The sequence below is a fragment of the Epilithonimonas hominis genome (genome assembly GCF_003730015.1).
Taxonomy (GTDB): domain Bacteria; phylum Bacteroidota; class Bacteroidia; order Flavobacteriales; family Weeksellaceae; genus Epilithonimonas; species Epilithonimonas hominis.
Genome location: NZ_RJTU01000079.1, coordinates 94,938 through 113,225 on the forward strand (window position 1 = coordinate 94,938; position 18,288 = coordinate 113,225).

At 37.5% G+C, this 18,288-nt stretch carries 15 protein-coding genes; 14 read left to right on the forward strand and 1 reads right to left on the reverse strand.

The genetic code is table 11. The features are described 5' to 3' along the window. The first annotated feature begins 300 nt into the window (after window positions 1-300). From ricT to EGH73_RS12870, 6 genes are all read left to right on the forward strand, one after another. Window positions 301-1,707 carry a PSP1 domain-containing protein gene (ricT, locus tag EGH73_RS12845; protein ID WP_123282175.1) on the forward strand — a complete coding sequence of 469 codons (1,407 nt, stop codon included), beginning with the start codon at window positions 301-303 and terminating at the stop codon, window positions 1,705-1,707. Further along, window positions 1,700-2,161: a gliding motility lipoprotein GldH gene (locus EGH73_RS12850; protein ID WP_245985531.1), complete on the forward strand. Its 462-nt coding sequence runs from the start codon at window positions 1,700-1,702 to the stop codon at window positions 2,159-2,161. The genes ricT and EGH73_RS12850 overlap by 8 nt, the downstream gene beginning before the upstream one ends. A gap of 7 nt (window positions 2,162-2,168) precedes the next feature. After that, window positions 2,169-4,526, forward strand: coding sequence for a transglycosylase domain-containing protein (locus EGH73_RS12855; protein WP_123282177.1), 2,358 nt, complete (start codon window positions 2,169-2,171; stop codon window positions 4,524-4,526). Window positions 4,527-4,563: 37 nt separating this feature from the next. Then, window positions 4,564-6,099, forward strand: coding sequence for a protein adenylyltransferase SelO (locus EGH73_RS12860; protein WP_123282178.1), 1,536 nt, complete (start codon window positions 4,564-4,566; stop codon window positions 6,097-6,099). Between the two features lie 63 nt (window positions 6,100-6,162). Further along, complete coding sequence (locus EGH73_RS12865) at window positions 6,163-6,360, forward strand: hypothetical protein (RefSeq protein WP_123282179.1); 198 nt, start codon at window positions 6,163-6,165, stop codon at window positions 6,358-6,360. A 364-nt stretch (window positions 6,361-6,724) separates the two neighbouring features. Continuing rightward, window positions 6,725-8,002, forward strand: coding sequence for a DUF6080 domain-containing protein (locus tag EGH73_RS12870; protein WP_245985533.1), 1,278 nt, complete (start codon window positions 6,725-6,727; stop codon window positions 8,000-8,002). A gap of 54 nt (window positions 8,003-8,056) precedes the next feature. On the opposite strand, the gene EGH73_RS12875 is transcribed toward EGH73_RS12870, so the two are convergent. Next, window positions 8,057-8,566, reverse strand: a complete 510-nt coding sequence (locus tag EGH73_RS12875) for an SPOR domain-containing protein (protein WP_089768103.1) — start codon at window positions 8,564-8,566, stop codon at window positions 8,057-8,059. Window positions 8,567-8,753: 187 nt separating this feature from the next. On the opposite strand from EGH73_RS12875, the gene EGH73_RS12880 reads away from it, so the two are divergent. The 8 genes from EGH73_RS12880 (at window position 8,754) to EGH73_RS12915 (ending at window position 18,272) form a co-directional block, all read left to right on the forward strand. Next, window positions 8,754-10,124, forward strand: a complete 1,371-nt coding sequence (locus EGH73_RS12880) for a c-type cytochrome (RefSeq protein ID WP_123282181.1) — start codon at window positions 8,754-8,756, stop codon at window positions 10,122-10,124. A 21-nt stretch (window positions 10,125-10,145) separates the two neighbouring features. Next, window positions 10,146-13,202 carry a TAT-variant-translocated molybdopterin oxidoreductase gene (locus tag EGH73_RS12885; protein WP_123282182.1) on the forward strand — a complete coding sequence of 1,019 codons (3,057 nt, stop codon included), beginning with the start codon at window positions 10,146-10,148 and terminating at the stop codon, window positions 13,200-13,202. Window positions 13,203-13,209: 7 nt separating this feature from the next. Then, entirely contained in the window at window positions 13,210-14,607 is a 1,398-nt protein-coding gene (gene nrfD / locus EGH73_RS12890; protein ID WP_123282183.1) for an NrfD/PsrC family molybdoenzyme membrane anchor subunit, read from the forward strand. Beyond that, entirely contained in the window at window positions 14,594-15,115 is a 522-nt protein-coding gene (locus EGH73_RS12895; protein ID WP_089768109.1) for a DUF3341 domain-containing protein, read from the forward strand. Before nrfD ends, EGH73_RS12895 begins: the two co-directional genes overlap by 14 nt. Beyond that, window positions 15,108-15,827 carry a c-type cytochrome gene (locus EGH73_RS12900; RefSeq protein ID WP_123282184.1) on the forward strand — a complete coding sequence of 240 codons (720 nt, stop codon included), beginning with the start codon at window positions 15,108-15,110 and terminating at the stop codon, window positions 15,825-15,827. Before EGH73_RS12895 ends, EGH73_RS12900 begins: the two co-directional genes overlap by 8 nt. 11 nt (window positions 15,828-15,838) lie before the next feature. Continuing rightward, window positions 15,839-17,173 (forward strand): quinol:cytochrome C oxidoreductase, encoded by a 1,335-nt coding sequence (locus EGH73_RS12905; protein ID WP_123282185.1) that lies wholly within the window; start codon window positions 15,839-15,841, stop codon window positions 17,171-17,173. A gap of 74 nt (window positions 17,174-17,247) precedes the next feature. After that, on the forward strand, window positions 17,248-17,943 hold the full coding sequence (locus tag EGH73_RS12910; RefSeq protein WP_123282186.1) for a 3'-5' exonuclease: 696 nt from the start codon (window positions 17,248-17,250) through the stop codon (window positions 17,941-17,943). A gap of 2 nt (window positions 17,944-17,945) precedes the next feature. Further along, window positions 17,946-18,272 carry an SUF system Fe-S cluster assembly protein gene (locus tag EGH73_RS12915; RefSeq protein ID WP_123282187.1) on the forward strand — a complete coding sequence of 109 codons (327 nt, stop codon included), beginning with the start codon at window positions 17,946-17,948 and terminating at the stop codon, window positions 18,270-18,272. Window positions 18,273-18,288: the final 16 nt, after the last annotated feature.

The following is an 18,288-nucleotide window of genomic DNA, read 5'->3' on the forward strand; positions in this document are numbered from 1 at the left end:
GCTATTCTGTGAATAATTGTTTAGTTTTGGGTAATTGTAAAAATGTTATAAATCAGTTGTTTATGATGTATATTAGCGACTATTTAATTTTAGTTTAATTTTAAACGTTATGATGCAAACCATAATAAAGAGGCAAATTGTTATTTATGTAATAATTGTTTAAATGCTTGTTTTATTGCTATATTATCAATGTTACAACTGTATTAACTCAAAATTAACAAAATAGTTTTTTTAAAAAATATATTCGGTAAGCTTAAATAAAAATTATATTAACTTTGCAATTATTAAAATAAAATAAATATGAGTTGTGGATGTAAAACATCCGGCGATTCTTCCCATTCCTGCGGTACCAAGAGCGCCAACGGATGCAGTAGTGTAGATACCTGTGGTAATAGTTATAAATTAAGTGTTTTTGACTGGCTTTCAGACATCAGTCCATCCGGATCAAAAGTTTCGGAATATGTTGAAGTCCGTTTTAAAAATGACCGCAAATTATATTATAAAAATGTAAATAATCTGCCATTACATATTGGTAGTATCATTGCTGTAGAATCGAGCCATGGACACGATATTGGTGTCGTGAGCCTTGCCGGAGAACTGGTGAAAATCCAGATGAAAAAAAAGAATTTTCCTGAAGATCATTCCCTGAAAGTTTATCGATTAGCGAATCAGAAAGATATAGAAACCTGGCAGGAATTAAGAAAAAAGGAAAATAACATCAAAATTGATGCGCGTAAAATTGCTTATGGACTAAATCTGGAAATGAAAATTACGGATGTCGAGTATCAGGGCGATGGGTCAAAGATCACTTTTTATTATACTGCGGATAGCAGAGTAGATTTCCGTCAGCTTATCAAAGAGTACGCAGGCACATTCCGTACAAAAATTGATATGAAACAGATCGGATTTCGTCAGGAATCTGCAAAAGTAGGCGGCATTGGGTCATGCGGTAGAGAGCTTTGCTGTTCCACGTGGCTTACGGATTTTCGTTCTGTGAATACAAATGCGGCTAGATACCAGCAGCTGAGTATCAATCCTCAAAAATTAGCGGGACAATGCGGAAAGCTAAAATGCTGTCTTAATTATGAACTAGATAGTTATCTGGATGTGCTCAAAGATTTTCCCTCATCCAGCACGGTTTTGCAAACTGAAAAAGGAAAAGCATTTTGTATAAAGATTGACGTCTTCAAAAAGAAAATGTGGTTTGCTTATGTAGAAAATTCTATGGCGTGGTATGATCTGGATATTTTCGAGGTTAAGAAGCTGATATCTATCAATAAAAAAGGAGAAAAAGCACCGGCTCTCGAAGATCTGAAAGTGATTGAAAACAAAATGGTGACTTCTGATTTGATTCAGGAAAACAGTGTAGACCGTTTTGAGAAGAAAAACAGAAGACCCAATAAGTCTAATAAGGACAGAAGCAGGGATAAAGGACCAAAGCAGAATGATGAAAAAGGACAGAACGAAAATAGAAGTAATGTTCCGTCGAAACCGCAAAATAACCGTCCACAAAAGCCGCAGAATGACAGAAACCGTTCTAATAAACAAAAAACTGCTCAAAATAATAATGCTGCTGCAAAACCTGTAGAAAATAAAAATCCAAATCAGAACCAGAATCCGAATCAGAAAACGGAAAATAAAAGTCATAAAAAACCGTTCAAAAAAGCGAAAAAGAAAATGCCGCCTAAAAATGAAGGTAATGCTTAGAATAACTGCTGTTTTAATGTTTCTATTATCATTGGTTTCCTGTACAAACGCTAATGAGAATACTTTCGTAAACGATATAGATAGCAAATGGGATAAAAAGAAAATACAGAATTTTGATTTTAATATCAACGATTTTCAAAATCAGAAAAATCTTATTTTTATAATAAGAAATAACAATGATTATCCGTACAGCAATATCCGTCTGATAGCTAGCATCGAGCATAATAAAAAAGTGATTTCAAAGGATACGCTTAACTATGTTCTTGCCAAACCAAACGGAGAATGGCTGGGAACTGGTTTTGGAGAAACTAAAGAAGCATTATTTCAATATAAGCTCAATTATAGGTTTCCTCAGAATGGAAAGTATTCGGTAAAAGTAACTCAAGCTATGAGACGCAATGTTTTACCGGGAATAGAAGACCTAGGAATTAAAATTCAAAATGTAAAGCCTTAATTCATCAATGGAAAATAAAAAATCTGAAAATAAAACTTTTCCGCTTCCGCAAAAGAAAAAATCCAACTCTAACATCAAGAAATGGATCAAGATTGTCTGGGTTGCATTTTTTGCAGTAGTTTTGGGGATTTCCACATTATTTTTTGCGGTTTCTCAGGGTTTTGTGGGAGATATGCCGGATGTGAAGGAATTGGAAAATCCGGATATATTTGTTGCATCGGAGATCTATTCATCGGATAATGTTCTGCTTGGTAAATTCGAAAAGGAAAAAACCAAACCGGTTAAATACAGCCAGCTTCCGCCTTATCTGGTTTATGCACTACAGGCAAAAGAAGATGAGCGTTTCAAAGAACATTCTGGGATTGATCTAAAATCTGTTGCAAGAGCCATATTTTTCCGTGGCGAAAGAGGCGGAGGTTCCACGATTACTCAGCAGCTAGCAAAGTTGCTTTTTACAGGTCAGGCTTCTCAAAACAAATTTCAGAGAGCATTTCAGAAACTTAAGGAATGGAGTGTGGCGGTAAGTCTGGAAAAGCGATACACTAAAGAAGAGATCATCACATTATATTTTAATAAGTTCGATTTTCTTTTCAACGCCAAAGGTGTTGAGATGGCTTCAAGAGTTTATTTTAATAAGTCTACTAGCCAATTAACATTACCGGAAGCTGCAACTTTTGTAGCAATGTTGGAAAATCCGAGAAAAAACAACCCTTACCGTTACCCGGAAAAAGCAAAATTGAGAAGAGATGTTGTACTGAAGCAGATGCTGGACACAGGCTATATTGATAATTCAACATATGATAAAGCTGTTGCGTCACCTGTTTCTGTAGATTATCACGAAGTGAAAACGGTAGAAGAAGGGTATTCTGCTTATTATAAATTCTATCTCAGAAAAGAAATTCAGCAATATCTTGATGCTTATGAAAAGGAAACCGGCAAAGATCTAAATCTTTATAAGAATGGACTTAAAATTTATGTGACTTTAGATTCCAGAATGCAGAAATATGCAGAGGAAGCTATTAAGGAACATTTAACCAATCTTCAGAGAAACTTTGACAGTGAAATGAAGCGCAACCCGAACCGTCCTTACTACAATCTTTCCAAGTCACAGATCAATGATCTGATGATGTCAGCTGTTAAAAGAACCGGACGATATAAGCAACTGAAAGCCGAAGGAATGCCGGAAGATTCTATTCTGATGGAATTCCACGAACCGGTAAAAACCACAAGATTTACTTGGCAGGGAGAGGAAGAGGTAGAAATGTCTCCTTGGGATTCTATCCGCTATCATAAGCAAATTGCGCAGGCCGGACTGATGTCTATGGAACCAGCAACAGGAGATATCAAAGCTTGGGTGGGTGGTATCAACTGGCAACATTTTCAGTATGACCACGTGAAGCAAGGAAAACGACAAGTTGGATCAACCTTTAAGCCTTTTGTGTATGCGACAGCGATTATGCATCTTGGAATGACGCCGTGTTCTACAGTTTCTAACGCCACTTTCGTAAATGGTAATTACCGTGTTCCAGGAAGAGGAGGTATGCTAACCTTGAAAGAAGCTTTGGCTCAGTCTCAAAACCCTGTAGCATTGCGTCTTGCCGAAAAAGCAGGAACGCAAAACATTATTCAGCTGGCTAGAGATCTTGGGGTTACAGATCCGATAGATTCTTATTTACCAATGGCGTTGGGTACATCTGACATTACAATTTACGAAATGCTCGGTGCTTATAGTACTTTTGCCAACTTTGGAAATTATACCAAACCGGAAATGATTTGGAGGATTGAAGACGCCAATGGCCGTGTGATAAAAGAGGTGAAACCGGTGGTGAAAGAAGTCATGAACGAAATGTATGCCTATACTATGATCGATTTGATGAAGGGTGTGGCAGAGTTTGGAACGGCTTCCGGAGAACTGAGAAGACAGGGAATTCCTGCAACTGTTGAAATCGCAGGTAAAACCGGAACCACACAGAAAAATTCAGATGGTTGGTTTATGGGAATTGTTCCTAAATTGGCTACAGGAGTCTGGGTAGGCTGGGAAGATAGGGCGACACACTTTTTGAGTACTGGTGAAGGTCAGGGTGCAAAAATGGGGCTTCCGATCTGGGCAATTTACATGAAAAAGGTTTTTGCAGATAAAGCATTGAACATAAAGCCTGAAGAAAAATTTATAAAACCCACCAATTGGACGGGAAGTTGTTCAGATCTAACCAGTCTGAGAGGAGGCTACGGAGATGACGGCGGCTTACAAACTATAGATGAGCTGAAAAATGCACCAAAAGTTGTTCCGGATAAACCCGTGAAAAGAGAAGATAATTCTAATGAAGCCATTAATGCTTCTGAAGATATTGATTTTAATAAATAAATAATTCCCGTCTCATTAAAAGACGGGATTTTTGATTATGAATCTTAAGAATATTACCCAAAATTTTACTCAAAAATTCCCCGGCGATTTTTCCGAAAATACAATGCAGAGGCAAACTCCGAAAGTTCTTTTCTGTTTTATAAAACCCGCGGAATTCGACAATACGAAACTGATAAATTTTAATGAAAATTTATCCGTGGAAATCGGTTTGGGGGCTTTAGAAAACGATGAAGATTTTTTAGCGGCTCAAAATCTTCCAGATAATTTTCAGACCTACGCAACGGCTTATGCAGGACATCAGTTCGGGAATTGGGCAGGACAATTAGGCGATGGAAGAGCGATTTATGCCGGCGAAATTATCAATGAAAATCATCAAACCGAAATCCAGTGGAAGGGAGCGGGCGCAACACCCTATTCCAGACACGCAGATGGAAGGGCAGTTCTCCGGTCATCAATCCGGGAATATCTGATGAGCGAAGCTATGTTTCATCTCGGAATTCCTACCACAAGGGCTTTGAGCATTACTAAAACCGGGGAAGATGTCGTAAGAGATATGCAGTATTCTGGAAATCCGCAAAAAGAGCAAGGTGCTGTAGTCGTGAGAACTGCTGAATCTTTTCTGAGGTTTGGACATTTTGAATTGCTGTCAGCAAGAAATCAAACCGATTTACTGAAGCAATTGGCAGATTATACCATTGAGAATTTTTATCCGGAGGTCAATTCTGAAAACAATCATAATAAATATCTCGACTGGTTTCAGGCTGTATGTGACAGAACATTGAAAATGATTATCGATTGGTATCGTGTAGGTTTTGTTCACGGGGTGATGAATACCGATAATATGTCTATTCTTGGACTGACGATTGATTACGGACCTTTTTCTATGATGGATGGTTATGATTTGGAGTTCACACCCAACACAACGGATTTGCCTGGAAAAAGATATGCTTTCGGAAAACAAGGACAGATTTCTCACTGGAATCTGGCAACGTTGGCGAACGCTATTTTTCCGTTAATTAATGATGCGGATGCTTTGGAAAAAATTCTTGATAATTATGGCAAGAAATTCTGGACAGATCACGACAAAATGCTAGCCAACAAGTTTGGTCTCGATGAGGTTTTACCGGAAGATGAGCGCTTTTTTACCGATTGGCAGCAACTGATGCAAGATCTTAATCTTGATTATACTTTATTTTTTCAAAGTCTTGAAAAGGCTGTTTTAGATATTAAAATCGATGATTTTTCTAATTCATTTTACCGAAAACTGAGCGAGAGTGAACTGAGTAGACTTTCTAATTTCATAGAGAAATATCAGAAAAGAAAACATAGAAATAAAATTTCAGAAACGGAGTCTTTAGAATTAATGTCCAAAACCAATCCGAAATTTATTCTAAGAAATTATCTTTTATTCGAAGCGATTCAGGATGCGGAACAGGACAATTACGAAAGGTTTTTTGAGCTGAAAGAAGCGTTGGAATACCCTTACGAAAACCGTTTCCCACAGTTCCATCAGAAACGACCTTCAAAATATGATAATCAGACAGGTTGTAGTCAATTGTCTTGTAGCTCATAAGTTTTTTCTTGAAATTCAAAAGCAATAATTTTCTATCTTTGTTATAATCAATCTATAAAAACAATGAATTTAGCATCTGAAAAAAATGAAATCATCAAGTGGATTCATTCTTTAGAAAATCCTGCTGTCATTGAAGAAATTAATAAAATCAGAAATAAAAAATCTTTTGATTTTGAGAAAGAATGGCGAGAAGGAATCACTGTTTCCGAAGCAAGAAAGAAAACTTCTGAGTTTATAAAATCTTTGAATTGGAAAAAGTAACGTCATAATTCGTAAAAATGTTACGGATTATTTAGAAGACCTTGTGTTCATTTTATATAAAATGAATATTTTGGTTTTGAAAGTGATGCACAAGATTATGTACAGAAAATTTACGATTTCATAGAATATAATCTCTCAATTTTTCCATTCAGAAAAAGACCCGAAAATTTAATTGAGCTGGGTTCAAAATACATTTTTTACAAAGCTAATCAAACGACAACTTGGTATGTTTTCTTTGAAAATGTAGAAAATCGTTATCTTGTCACTTTTATTACGAACAGTCATTCCGAAATTGTTCAACATCTTTAAAGTTTCATCATTCTAAACAAAAATCATTTTCTATTTTTGCAGAAAATATCACCGATTGAAACTATTGAATAAAACTCTATCCATCCTGAAAATCATTTTTCCTTCTACCAAATTTGAGGTTCTTATTTTCTTATTTTTTGTCGTGTTATATGGTGCCAATGCCTGGTTTATTGCAGAGAATTTCCGAATCGTTTATGATGACAGAATCCCTTGGGATGGTTATTTTAGTTTTGATAACAGAGCGATTGTTCAGACTGGTGGCGGTTTTGAGAGACATCCTTTGTCTAATTATTTCTTTGACCAAATCCGAAATTTCGCTTTATGGATTTCCGGAAATCGGTATGATTCTGTTTTTAGATTGGTTTTAGCTTTATTTTCTACTGTGGTGATTTCTTTAGCCAATGTTCAAATATTTAAATATCTGAATAACATTATTAAGCTTCCTCTTAAAATCAGTCTTTTGATTCTGGCTTTCTACGGATTGTTTGTGACGAATATTCTTTTGTCTTTCACGCCGGAAACTTATACTTATACATTGTTATTTCTTTCGATTTTCAATTATTATTCTGCTCAGAAGATCAAAGAAGAAAAATCTGTTTCTTTTGCAGCAAGCATTTTGGGTTCCATTTTTATCGGTGGGTTAACGATTACGAATATCGTTAAAGTTTATATCCCGTTTTTGTTTGAGAAAAAAATCTTTTGGAATTGGAAGAAAATCGGGATGGCTGTTGCAAAAATTGCGACTTCGGTTGTTGTATTTGTTTTTCTGTTTTTGCTGAGATTGGATTTTAATTTCCAGAATTTCCTTAACAAAACCGAAGAGCAATATGATAAATTCTCCAAACCAAAAGTGACACCGCTTTGGGATATGATCACTTCCTGGTTTTTTGGTGGTAATGTTTTATTTTCTAACTACGAAATCCGGGATTATCACACCAAGGATAAAACCTTTTATTACAAAGCACTTTTTATGGATGTCTACACATCAGCGATTCCATATTTTTTTATTGGATTGATTTTATTAATAGTGATTTTAAGTGTTGTCAAGAATTATAAAAACAAGTTGATTTGGATTCTTGTGATTTCTTTTTCAATCGATATTTTAATCCATTGTGTGCTAAAATTTGGGTTGCATACCTCTTATATTTACGGCGGACATTTTGTGTTTGTTTATCCGCTGTTGCTCGGCTGGTTATTTTTCAGTTACCGTAACAAAACCATATCTCTGAGCATTTTGTATGGAGTAATAATGATGATGACAGTTTACCTTGGATTCAATAATTTTTATAGGCTTGGCGAGTTTTATCAATTTTTAGAAACCTATTACCAATAAAAAATTCCGCATCACTGCGGAATTTTTACTTTATCGTTGATTGAATCAAGAATTTTATTTAGCTTCAACACAAAAAACAGCGTAAGGCACTACCATTGCGCTGGGATAAACTCTTTTTACGTTTCTCAAATCGTCTGCTGCGCTTTGTTTTGAAAAGTAGCTCCCTGCAAGGATTTTATAATTTGGTCGCAGTGAAGCATCGGTTTCCACTTTCAGGCTCCTGAAGTTATTTCTGAATTCTGTTGCGATTTTTCTAGCGTCTTCATTGCTTTTAACTGTAATAACCTGAATTTTGAATCCCATAATCTTTGGGTTTTTTCTGCAGACTTCAGCATTGGTAAGTTCTCTACTAGGTACTAAAATTTTTTGAGGTGTTTTAACAGGTGCAGCAGAAACTCTGTCGCAGTTGCCTTCAATTTTTTCTAATGCACTATTAATTCTGTCATCCATCGATATGGAAAGCTCTGTTCCAGAAAGGGTGTCTTTTTTCACAACATATTGAGCATCAATCTTGTAAAAACAGAATAATGATGATACTATGAGTAGCCTAAGAAGATTGTTCATTTAAAATATTTTTTTAGCAAATTTAAAATAAATTGAACGAAAGACAAATCCTCTTATTTAGAATAGTTACAAATTATAGAGAAATGAGAAAATCCATACAAATAGGTCTTCTTAATTTTTGTTAAAGTACTATTTTTGCGGAATAGAATGTAAACTCAATACAATTTACTAACCCAAGATTATATAAATGATTAGTTGGAGAAAGCATTACAAAAAGGGTCTGATAGCAATTAGTTTATTGTTGTCAACCGGCACTTCTGTTTATGCACAAGGCGATCCAAAAAAAGGACAGGATTTGTTCAAGACAAACTGTACGGCTTGTCACGCATTGGATAAACAAGTTATTGGACCGGCACTTGGTGGCGTAGTGGACAGATTAAAGAAAGAACAAAATCTTGACACAGATTGGCTTCACAAATGGATTAAAGACAGCAAAGCTTTAAGAGCATCAGGTGACAAATATGCCAATGAGGTTTTTGAGAAATTCAATAAGACTGAAATGTTGGCGTTTCCTAATCTTTCTGATCAGGACATTGATGACATTTTAGCTTACACCACTAATCCTCCGGCAGAGGAACCTGCGGCTGATAAAGTAGAAGGTGTAACAGCGGCAGATAGTATGGCTTCTATTGAAGCTGCAAAAGCTCAGCAGCTGAATACCAAAATTATGGTAGCAGCATTGGTGGCGATTGCAGGACTTCTTTTCTGGTTGCTTTTGGTCATCAGAAGATTGGTGAAACTTCAGCAGTCTCCGGAGCTTTCTGAGCTTAACGCAACTAAAATCACTTCTTTCTCCAAGTTATATGAAAAGTATAGCTTTGTAGGTAAAGGTGCTATTGCATTATTGGCATTGTTTGCAGCTTACGGAGTTTGGAACTGGCTGATGTGGATTGGTGTTTATAAAGGTTACGCACCAGAACAGCCGATTTATTTCTCGCATAAAATACACGCTGGTGAAAATAAAATCGACTGTCAACTTTGTCACTCAAGTGCAAAATATGGTAAAGTGTCCGAGATTCCTTCCGTAAACGTTTGTATGAACTGTCATAGAGCGATTTCTGAATACAAAGGCAAATACATTGAGCCAGGAAAAGACAGAGAATTCTACACAGGAGAAATTAAAAAAATCTATGCGGCAGCTGGATGGGATGAGTCAAAACAGGCTTATACTGGCAAGACTACACCGATTGAATGGACAAGAATCCACAATATGCCAGATTTCGTTTACTTCAATCACGCACAGCACGTGGTGGCAGGAGAGCAGGCGATTATCAACAGTTTCAATGCTAAGCAGAAAGACCCGGCTAATAAGATTGATGTCGTTTGTAAGGCTTGTCACGGCAAAATTGATACAATGAACGTGGTGCAGATGGCGAACAACTTCACAATGGGATGGTGTATCGAGTGTCACAGAACCACAGAGGTGGATATGAACAATGGTTACAATAAAGAATACTTCAAGAATCTCCACGATAAGTTGAAAAAACAATATGGTGAAGGAACTAAGATTACTGTAGATGCAATCGGAGGTCTTGAGTGCGGTAAATGTCATTATTAATAACAAAAATTAGAAGTATAAATGGCTTCAAATAAAATACAATTCAGAAGTATTCACGAACTAAAAGACCCGACTTTGAATGCAAAGTTGGCGTCTAAAGAGTTCCAGAATGAAATTCCGGTTGAAGATTTCTTAGATAACTCTGAGAACAATTCAGGGACTTCTCGTAGAGATTTCTTGAAACTACTGGGATTCTCTACTGCTGCAGTAACTTTGGCAGCTTGTGAGGCACCGGTTATAAAAACGATTCCGTATGTGGTAAAACCGCACGATATCATCCCGGGAATTCCAAACTTTTTCGCATCTTCATATTTTGATGGTTACGATTTTGCCAGCGTTTTGGTAAAAACAAGAGAAGGTCGCCCTATCAGAATCGATGCGAATCCTGGAGCTGGAAATCTTGGTAAAACTAACGCAAGAGCACAAGCAAGTGTACTTTCACTTTATGATAATGATAAAGTAAAGCAACCAAAGCTTGATGGGAAAGACGAAACTTTCGATAAAATAGATGATTTTATCCTGAAAGGTCTTGCAGAGTCTCAGAATGGTGGGAAAAAGATTGTGGTATTATCACACTCTTTTCCAAGCCCGACTTTCAAGAAATTGTTCGGAGAGTTCAAAACCAAATATCCTTCCGCAGAACTAATTACTTACGATGCGATTCCTTACGCGGCAGCTTTGGATGCAGCACAGGAAGTATTCGGACAGAGAGCTTTGCCGGTTTATGACCTTAGCAAGTCTCAGTTGGTGGTCTCTTTCAATGCAGATTTCTTAGGCGATTACAACGCTTCAAGCCTTGAAGTTTCCTACGCTGCGGCTAGAAAACCAGGCGCAAATATGTTGAGACATATTCAGGTAGAATCTAACATGAGCTTAACGGGTGCCAATGCCGACAGCCGATACAGACTGAAGCCAAGTGCAGTTTTCAAAACTTTGGTAGAAGTTTATAACGGACTAAATGGTGGAACTTCTGATAAAGTGGCTTCCGAAATCGTGAAAGAACTTCAGTCAAAAGGCAGCAACGCTGTTGTTTTTGCTGATGGTTCTAAAGCGGCTTATGTTTTGGCGCACTTAATTAACCAAAAATTAGCATCTAACGCATTTACTGGAAAAGCTAATTTCCTTAAAGAATATGATAACGCAAGATTCAACGAGTTTTTATCCTGGTTGAATAGCGGACAGGTTGGTGTTTTGATTACGAATAATATAAACCCGATTTATTCGCACGCAAAAGGTCAATCTCTAAAGGCTGCAATCGAAAAGGTTCCTTATTCTGTTGCAATTACCGATAAGAAAAACGAATTATATAAAGCTTCAAAGGCAGTTATTCCTTTTACTCATTGGCTAGAATCTTGGGGTGATATCACACCGGAAACAGGTGCATATTCTTTAATGCAGCCTACAATCCAGAAGATATACAAATCGAGACAGATTGAAGAATCTCTTTTAGTGTGGATTAATGGAAAAGATAACCCGGCTAATAATTATTATAATTATTTGAAAGCTAACGCATTGACGCTTAATGGAGGGTTGTCATTCAACAAAAATCTATACAACGGATTTGCAGCTGGCGGACTTTCGACAGGATTATCTTATTCCGGCGGAAATGCTGCTCAGGCTATCGCTGAATTATCAGCTTTCAAACCAGCTCAATTGGAGTTACAGCTTTATACCAAACCTTCTATTGGTGACGGAACACAATCTAACAACCCTTGGTTGATGGAACTTCCGGACCCAATTTCAAGATTGTCTTGGGATAATTATATTACTATTTCACCAAAAGATGCAGAAAGTCTAGGCTTGGAAAACAGTCTTAATGCAAGAATGCAGTTGGATGGAGATACAGTAAAAGTTACAGCAAATGGCGTTACTTTGAAAGATGTACCCGTGTTTATCCAGCCTGGTCAGGCAGATGGTTCTCTTGGACTTGCTCTTGGCTACGGTAAAAAAGATTCTGGTAAAGTAGCAGAGACTGGCGTTAATGCTTATCCATTGTTCGATGGTTACAATACGGTTATTACCAATGTTAAAATAGAGAAATCCGGAGACGGACACGAGTTTGCAGGAATGCAGCTGCAAAATACCTTGATGGGTCGTTATGAGATCGCTAAAGAAGTAACATTGGATGATTTCATCAACAAACCTGTTGATGAATGGAACAAACCTTTGGCAATGCACACTATTGGTGGTGAGCTACCGATTGGCAAAATTGATCTTTGGGAAGCATTTGATGATACTGACGGGCCACATTTTAATCTATCTGTAGATCTTAATTCGTGTACCGGTTGTGGTGCTTGTGTTATTGCTTGTCAGGCGGAGAACAACGTTCCTGTTGTGGGGAAAGAAGAGGTGAGAATGTCCAGAGATATGTATTGGTTAAGAATTGACCGTTACTATTCTACTGAACAGAAAGTTGAAGTTTATGAAGGTCTGAAAGAGGGAATGGCTGTTCCTGAGTTATACGGTAGTGAACTTCTCGGAATCAAAGGAGCATTGGAAAATGCTGCAGAGAATCCGGATGTAATTTTCCAACCGGTAATGTGCCAGCACTGTAATCACGCGCCATGTGAAACTGTTTGTCCTGTAGCGGCAACATCTCACGGGAAACAAGGGCAAAACCAAATGGCTTATAACAGATGTATCGGTACAAGATATTGTGCGAACAACTGTCCATATAAAGTAAGAAGATTTAACTGGTTCAATTACGCTCTTAATGATAAGTTCGATTTCCATATGAATAACGATCTTGGAAGAATGGTATTGAATCCAGATGTTGTTACGAGAACAAGAGGGGTGATGGAAAAATGTTCTATGTGTATCCAAATGACACAGAATGTTATCCTCGAAGCTAAGAAAGATGGCAGAAAAGTTCAGGATGGAGAGTTCCAAACGGCTTGTGCCAATGCTTGTTCTACTGGTGCTTTGAAGTTCGGAGATATGAATGATGTCAACTCAGAAGTTCGCAGCTTGTTCAACAGTAACAGAAAATATGTTTTGTTAGAAGAAATTGGTACAAAACCAAATGTATTCTACCATACAAAAATCAGAAACAGAAAAGAAAGTTTAAATAATAAATAGGTAAAAAATGTCAGGACATTACGAAGCTCCGATAAGGGAACCTTTAATTATTGGTCACAAGACTTATCACGATATTACTGAAGATATCGCAAGACCTATCGAAGAACGCGCAGGCAAATTATGGTGGGTATCTCTGTATGCAGCCTTAATACTGTTCGTTTACGGATTTGGTTGTATCGCCTACACTATTGGAACCGGAATCGGTGCGTGGGGACTAAACAGAACTATCAACTGGGGTTGGGATATCACCAACTTTGTATGGTGGGTTGGTATTGGTCACGCCGGAACACTGATCTCTGCAGTACTATTATTATTTAGACAAAGATGGAGAATGTCGGTTAACCGTTCTGCTGAAGCGATGACGATATTCGCTGTTTGTCAGGCGGCTATTTTCCCTGTTATCCACATGGGTAGAGTTTGGGTTGGTTATTGGGTATTCCCATTGCCAAACCAGTTTGGTTCTCTTTGGGTTAACTTTAACTCTCCGCTTCTTTGGGACGTATTTGCAATCTCCACCTATTTCTCAGTATCAGTTGTGTTCTGGTTTATGGGATTGATTCCAGATTTTGCAATGATTAGAGACAGAGCAAAAACGCCATTTAACAAAAAGATTTATACCATTCTTGCCTTCGGATGGGGTGGAAAAGCAAAGCACTGGCAAAGGTTTGAAGAATTATCTTTGGTGTTAGCAGGTTTGGCAACGCCACTTGTATTCTCAGTACATACCACGGTATCCTTTGACTTTGCGACATCAGTTATCAAAGGATGGCACTCAACAATCTATCCACCTTATTTCGTTGCAGGTGCAATTTTCTCAGGATTTGCGATGGTACAGACACTATTGTTGGTAGCTAGAAAAGTTTGTCACCTTGAAGATTATATCACAATGTACCACATCGAGATTATGAATATCGTAATCGTTGTAACCGGAGGTATGGTAACTGTTGCTTATGCAACTGAATATTTCATCGGATGGTATTCTGGGTCAAGATATGAAGATTTTACTTATCTTTCTCCAGGAGCAGCGGTAGGACCTTACTGGTGGGCATTCTGGGCATTGATTATATGTAACTTGGTTGTGCCGGCTCTGTTCTGGTTCAAAAAAGTCAGAACCAATATCTTCTGGACATTTATTATTGCCTTGATTATCAACATCGGTATGTGGTTTGAACGATTCGATATTATTGTTATCAACTTGTCCAGAGACTACTTACCATCATCTTGGACAATGTTTAAGCCGACTATTATAGATGTTGGTGTATATCTTGGAACAATCGGATTCTTCTCTGTATTATTCCTTTTGTATGCAAGAACATTCCCTGTAATTGCACAGGCAGAATTGAAGAGTATTTTGAAAATTTCCGGTGAAACTTATAAAGCAAAAGAAGGAGATGAGCACCACTAAGATTATATATGGACTTTACGGCGACGACGATGATTTGATGCACGGCGTTAAAGCCTTCAATGATAAAGGGATCAAGATAAATGAAGTTTATACGCCATTCCCTGTACACGGATTGGACAAGGCTCTTGGACTTAGAAAGACAAGAATCTCTGATGCTGCATTTATCTACGCTTGTTATGGTGTTACTATCGGGATCACATTGACCGCTTGGATCATGAATCACGACTGGCCACAGAATATTGGAGGTAAACCATCATTTGACTGGTTTCATAACATGGGAGCTTTTGTAGTCCCAATGTTTGAATTGATGGTTTTCTGTTCTGCCCACTTGATGTCGCTTACGTTTCTTGTAAGAAATAAAATGTATCCAGGAGCTAAGCCTCAGAATCCTGATCCTAGGACTACTGATGATAAATTTATGATGGAGTTTGTTTCTGATGATGTTGAAACTATTAAACAGCTGTTGATTGATACAGGTGTTGAAGAAATAACTGTTAAAGATGCCTAAGATGAAGAATAGTATATTAAAAATTACAGCAATCTTTGGTTTAACAACTGTTTTACTAAATTCTTGCGGACCAAAAGATAACCCACCTTTGGTTTATTTTCCAGATATGTATTTTCCTGTGGCTTATGATCCATTGATGAAAGCTAAGGATGCATATTCAGATCACGAAAACGAAATTCCAGCTTTTGTAGAGCGCGACGGTGCAACTGGTTTATATCCAGTTGAAGGTTCTGTTTCAAGAAACAAAGATGGTGTCATCAGCGAAGAAACACTTCCTAAGAATATGGATGAGTACAATGCAGGTTATGATGCTTCTAAAGCAATTACAGCATCTCCTCTTAAAGCAGAAAACCTTGAAAAAGACTTGGCACGAGGGAAAAGCTTGTACGAACATACTTGTTCCGCTTGTCACGGTGTTAATGGAGACGGACAAGGGCCGATTGTTCAAAGTGGTGCTTATTCGGGGGTTCCTAAATATGCAGATAGAGAAATCACTATCGGATCTATTCATTATGTTTTAACAAATGGTAGAAACGCGATGGGTTCTTATGCTGGGCAACTGAACGTAGGAGATAGATGGAGAGTTGCACTTTATGTTTATAATACATTTAAAGCACCAACAATGTCATCTGCACCAGCTAACGCAAATGCCGCTCCTGCAAATACAGCTGCGGCCCCAGCAAAAACTGAAGATAAAACTAATGCTAAATAAAAAAAGAAGTAATGTATAGTTTTTCACCTAAATTAAGATTATATTCAATCATACTCATCGTTGTAGGCGTTGTTTTATTCGGTATTGGTTATGCCCTTAACCATGGCCTGGATGATGCTACAATCACACACTGGATGGAATCTGTCCATTCAAAAGGACATGAAGCTCCATCACATTCCAGTGAGTTGGTGGGTCCTCAGGATCATAATGCGCATCTAGAACATGCAAAACATCAGGTTCACAATCAGCCGTTGGCAGCGATTCATACTTTTGCTGTTTTCGCCTTTGGAATTAGTTGTTGTGCATTGTTTTTCTACAGCATACAGCACGCTGCGCACGCAGGTTGGTCTATTATTGTCACAAGAGTAATGGAAGCTATAGCTTCTTATATCCCATACGGAGGAGCAATCTTGATTATTATAATGTTGTTGAATATTACACATCAAGGTCATCTTTTCCATTGGATGGATCCTAATCTTACAGATCCTAACTCTCCGGAATTTGACGTTATATTATTCGAAAAGAAAAGATTTCTTAATATTCCCTTTTATGCTATCAGAACTATAATTTATGTTGTGGGCGCGTCATTCTTTGTTTGGAAGCTGAAAAGTCTTTCTAAGAAAGTTGATGAGAATAAGGGGAACCGAAAGATCTATGCTAGTCTTTACAGCTGGAATGTAGGTTACATTGCCTTCTTCGGTTTTGCATCTGCAGCGTGGGCTTGGGATTGGTTGATGTCTATTGATCCACACTGGTATTCTACACTATATATTTGGTATTCTATGGTAAGCTGTCTGTCAACTTCTATAGCTGTAATGATTATCATAAGCGTTTACCTTAAGAAAAAAGGAGTTTATCCTCAGTTTAACAACAACCATTTGCACGATCTCGGAAAATTCTTGTTTGCTACGAGTATGCTTTGGTCATACCTTTGGTTTGCACAATTTATGCTTTACTGGTACGCAAATATTCCAGAAGAAGTAAATTATTTCTTCGGCAGATTTGAGTACTACGCACCGACTTTCCTGCCAATGCTTATTGTTAATTTCCTTGCACCATTATTAGTGTTGGTAAGCAGCAGTATCAAGAGAAATTATAAAGTGGTTACCTTTATGGCTTGCCTTGTGATTTTCGGACACGCTGTTGATTACTTCAATATGGTAATGCCGGGAACTGTAGGACCTTACTGGAATAACCTTCCAATGGCCTTGTTGGTTTTAGGTTCTTTCATCTTCGTAGTAGGAGTTTTCACTTTTACGGTGATGACAGCCTTGGCAAAGCTGAAGCTGATGCCTACCGGAAACCCTTATTACCACGAATCGGAAATCTACGAGTATCCTTTCTAATTCTATTAGAAAATTTAATATAACCCAGCAGTAATGTTGGGTTTTTTTATTATTTTTAAAAAAATAAAATACAGATGATTCATAAAATACCGATCGAAAATATTCTATTCTTAGATATAGAGACTGTTCCTCAAATTGATTCCTGGAATAATTTGGATTCAGCTACGCAATATCTTTGGGACAAAAAGACAAAGTCTCAGCGAAAGGAAGAAATACAAGCTTCAGATTTTTACGAACAAAGGGCCGGAATTATGGCCGAATTCGGGATGATCGTCTGCATTTCAATCGGAATGATTGATAACAATTCCGGAAAGTTAAAAATCAAAACGTTTTCTGGTGATGAAAGAAACTTGTTAATTTCATTCTGCGAATTGTTCAATAGTCCTCGTCTGAATAATATAATCCTTTGCGCGCACAATGGAAAAGAATTCGATTTCCCTTATATTGCAAGGAGACTTTTAATCAATGGTATTCAGCCTCCGGTTCCGTTTCAGATGTTTGGTAAAAAGCCTTGGGAAATTCCGCATATTGATACTATGGAACTCTGGAAATTCGGAGATTGGAAAAGCTATGTATCACTGGAATTGCTGGCTCATATCTTTGGGATACCGACACCAAAAGATGATATCGACGGGAGTATGGTGGCTGATATATACTACAAAGACGGCGATATAGACAGAATCATTCACTATTGTGAAAAAGATGTCTTAACTTTGGCAAATGTTTTCCGGCGGATGCGGCAGGAAGATTTATTAAAAAGATTAGATTAAAAATGAAATATACGGACGACCAAATAGCAGATATTGGGGAAGAAATAATCAGGGAACTGAAAACGGTTTATGATCCTGAAATTCCGGTGGATATCTATGAGCTGGGACTGGTTTATGATGTTCAGATTTCAGATGAAGGCGAAGTGCTGGTCATAATGACATTAACCTCTCCTAACTGTCCAGTTGCGGAAACATTACCGGTAGAAGTGGAAGATAAGGTAAGAGGTGTAGAAGGTGTGAAATCGGCGAAAATAGAGCTTACTTTTGAACCAACCTGGACCAAAGAAATGATGAGTGAAGAAGCCAAGTTTGAACTTGGAATGTTATAAAAAGAATCCGTCTCAC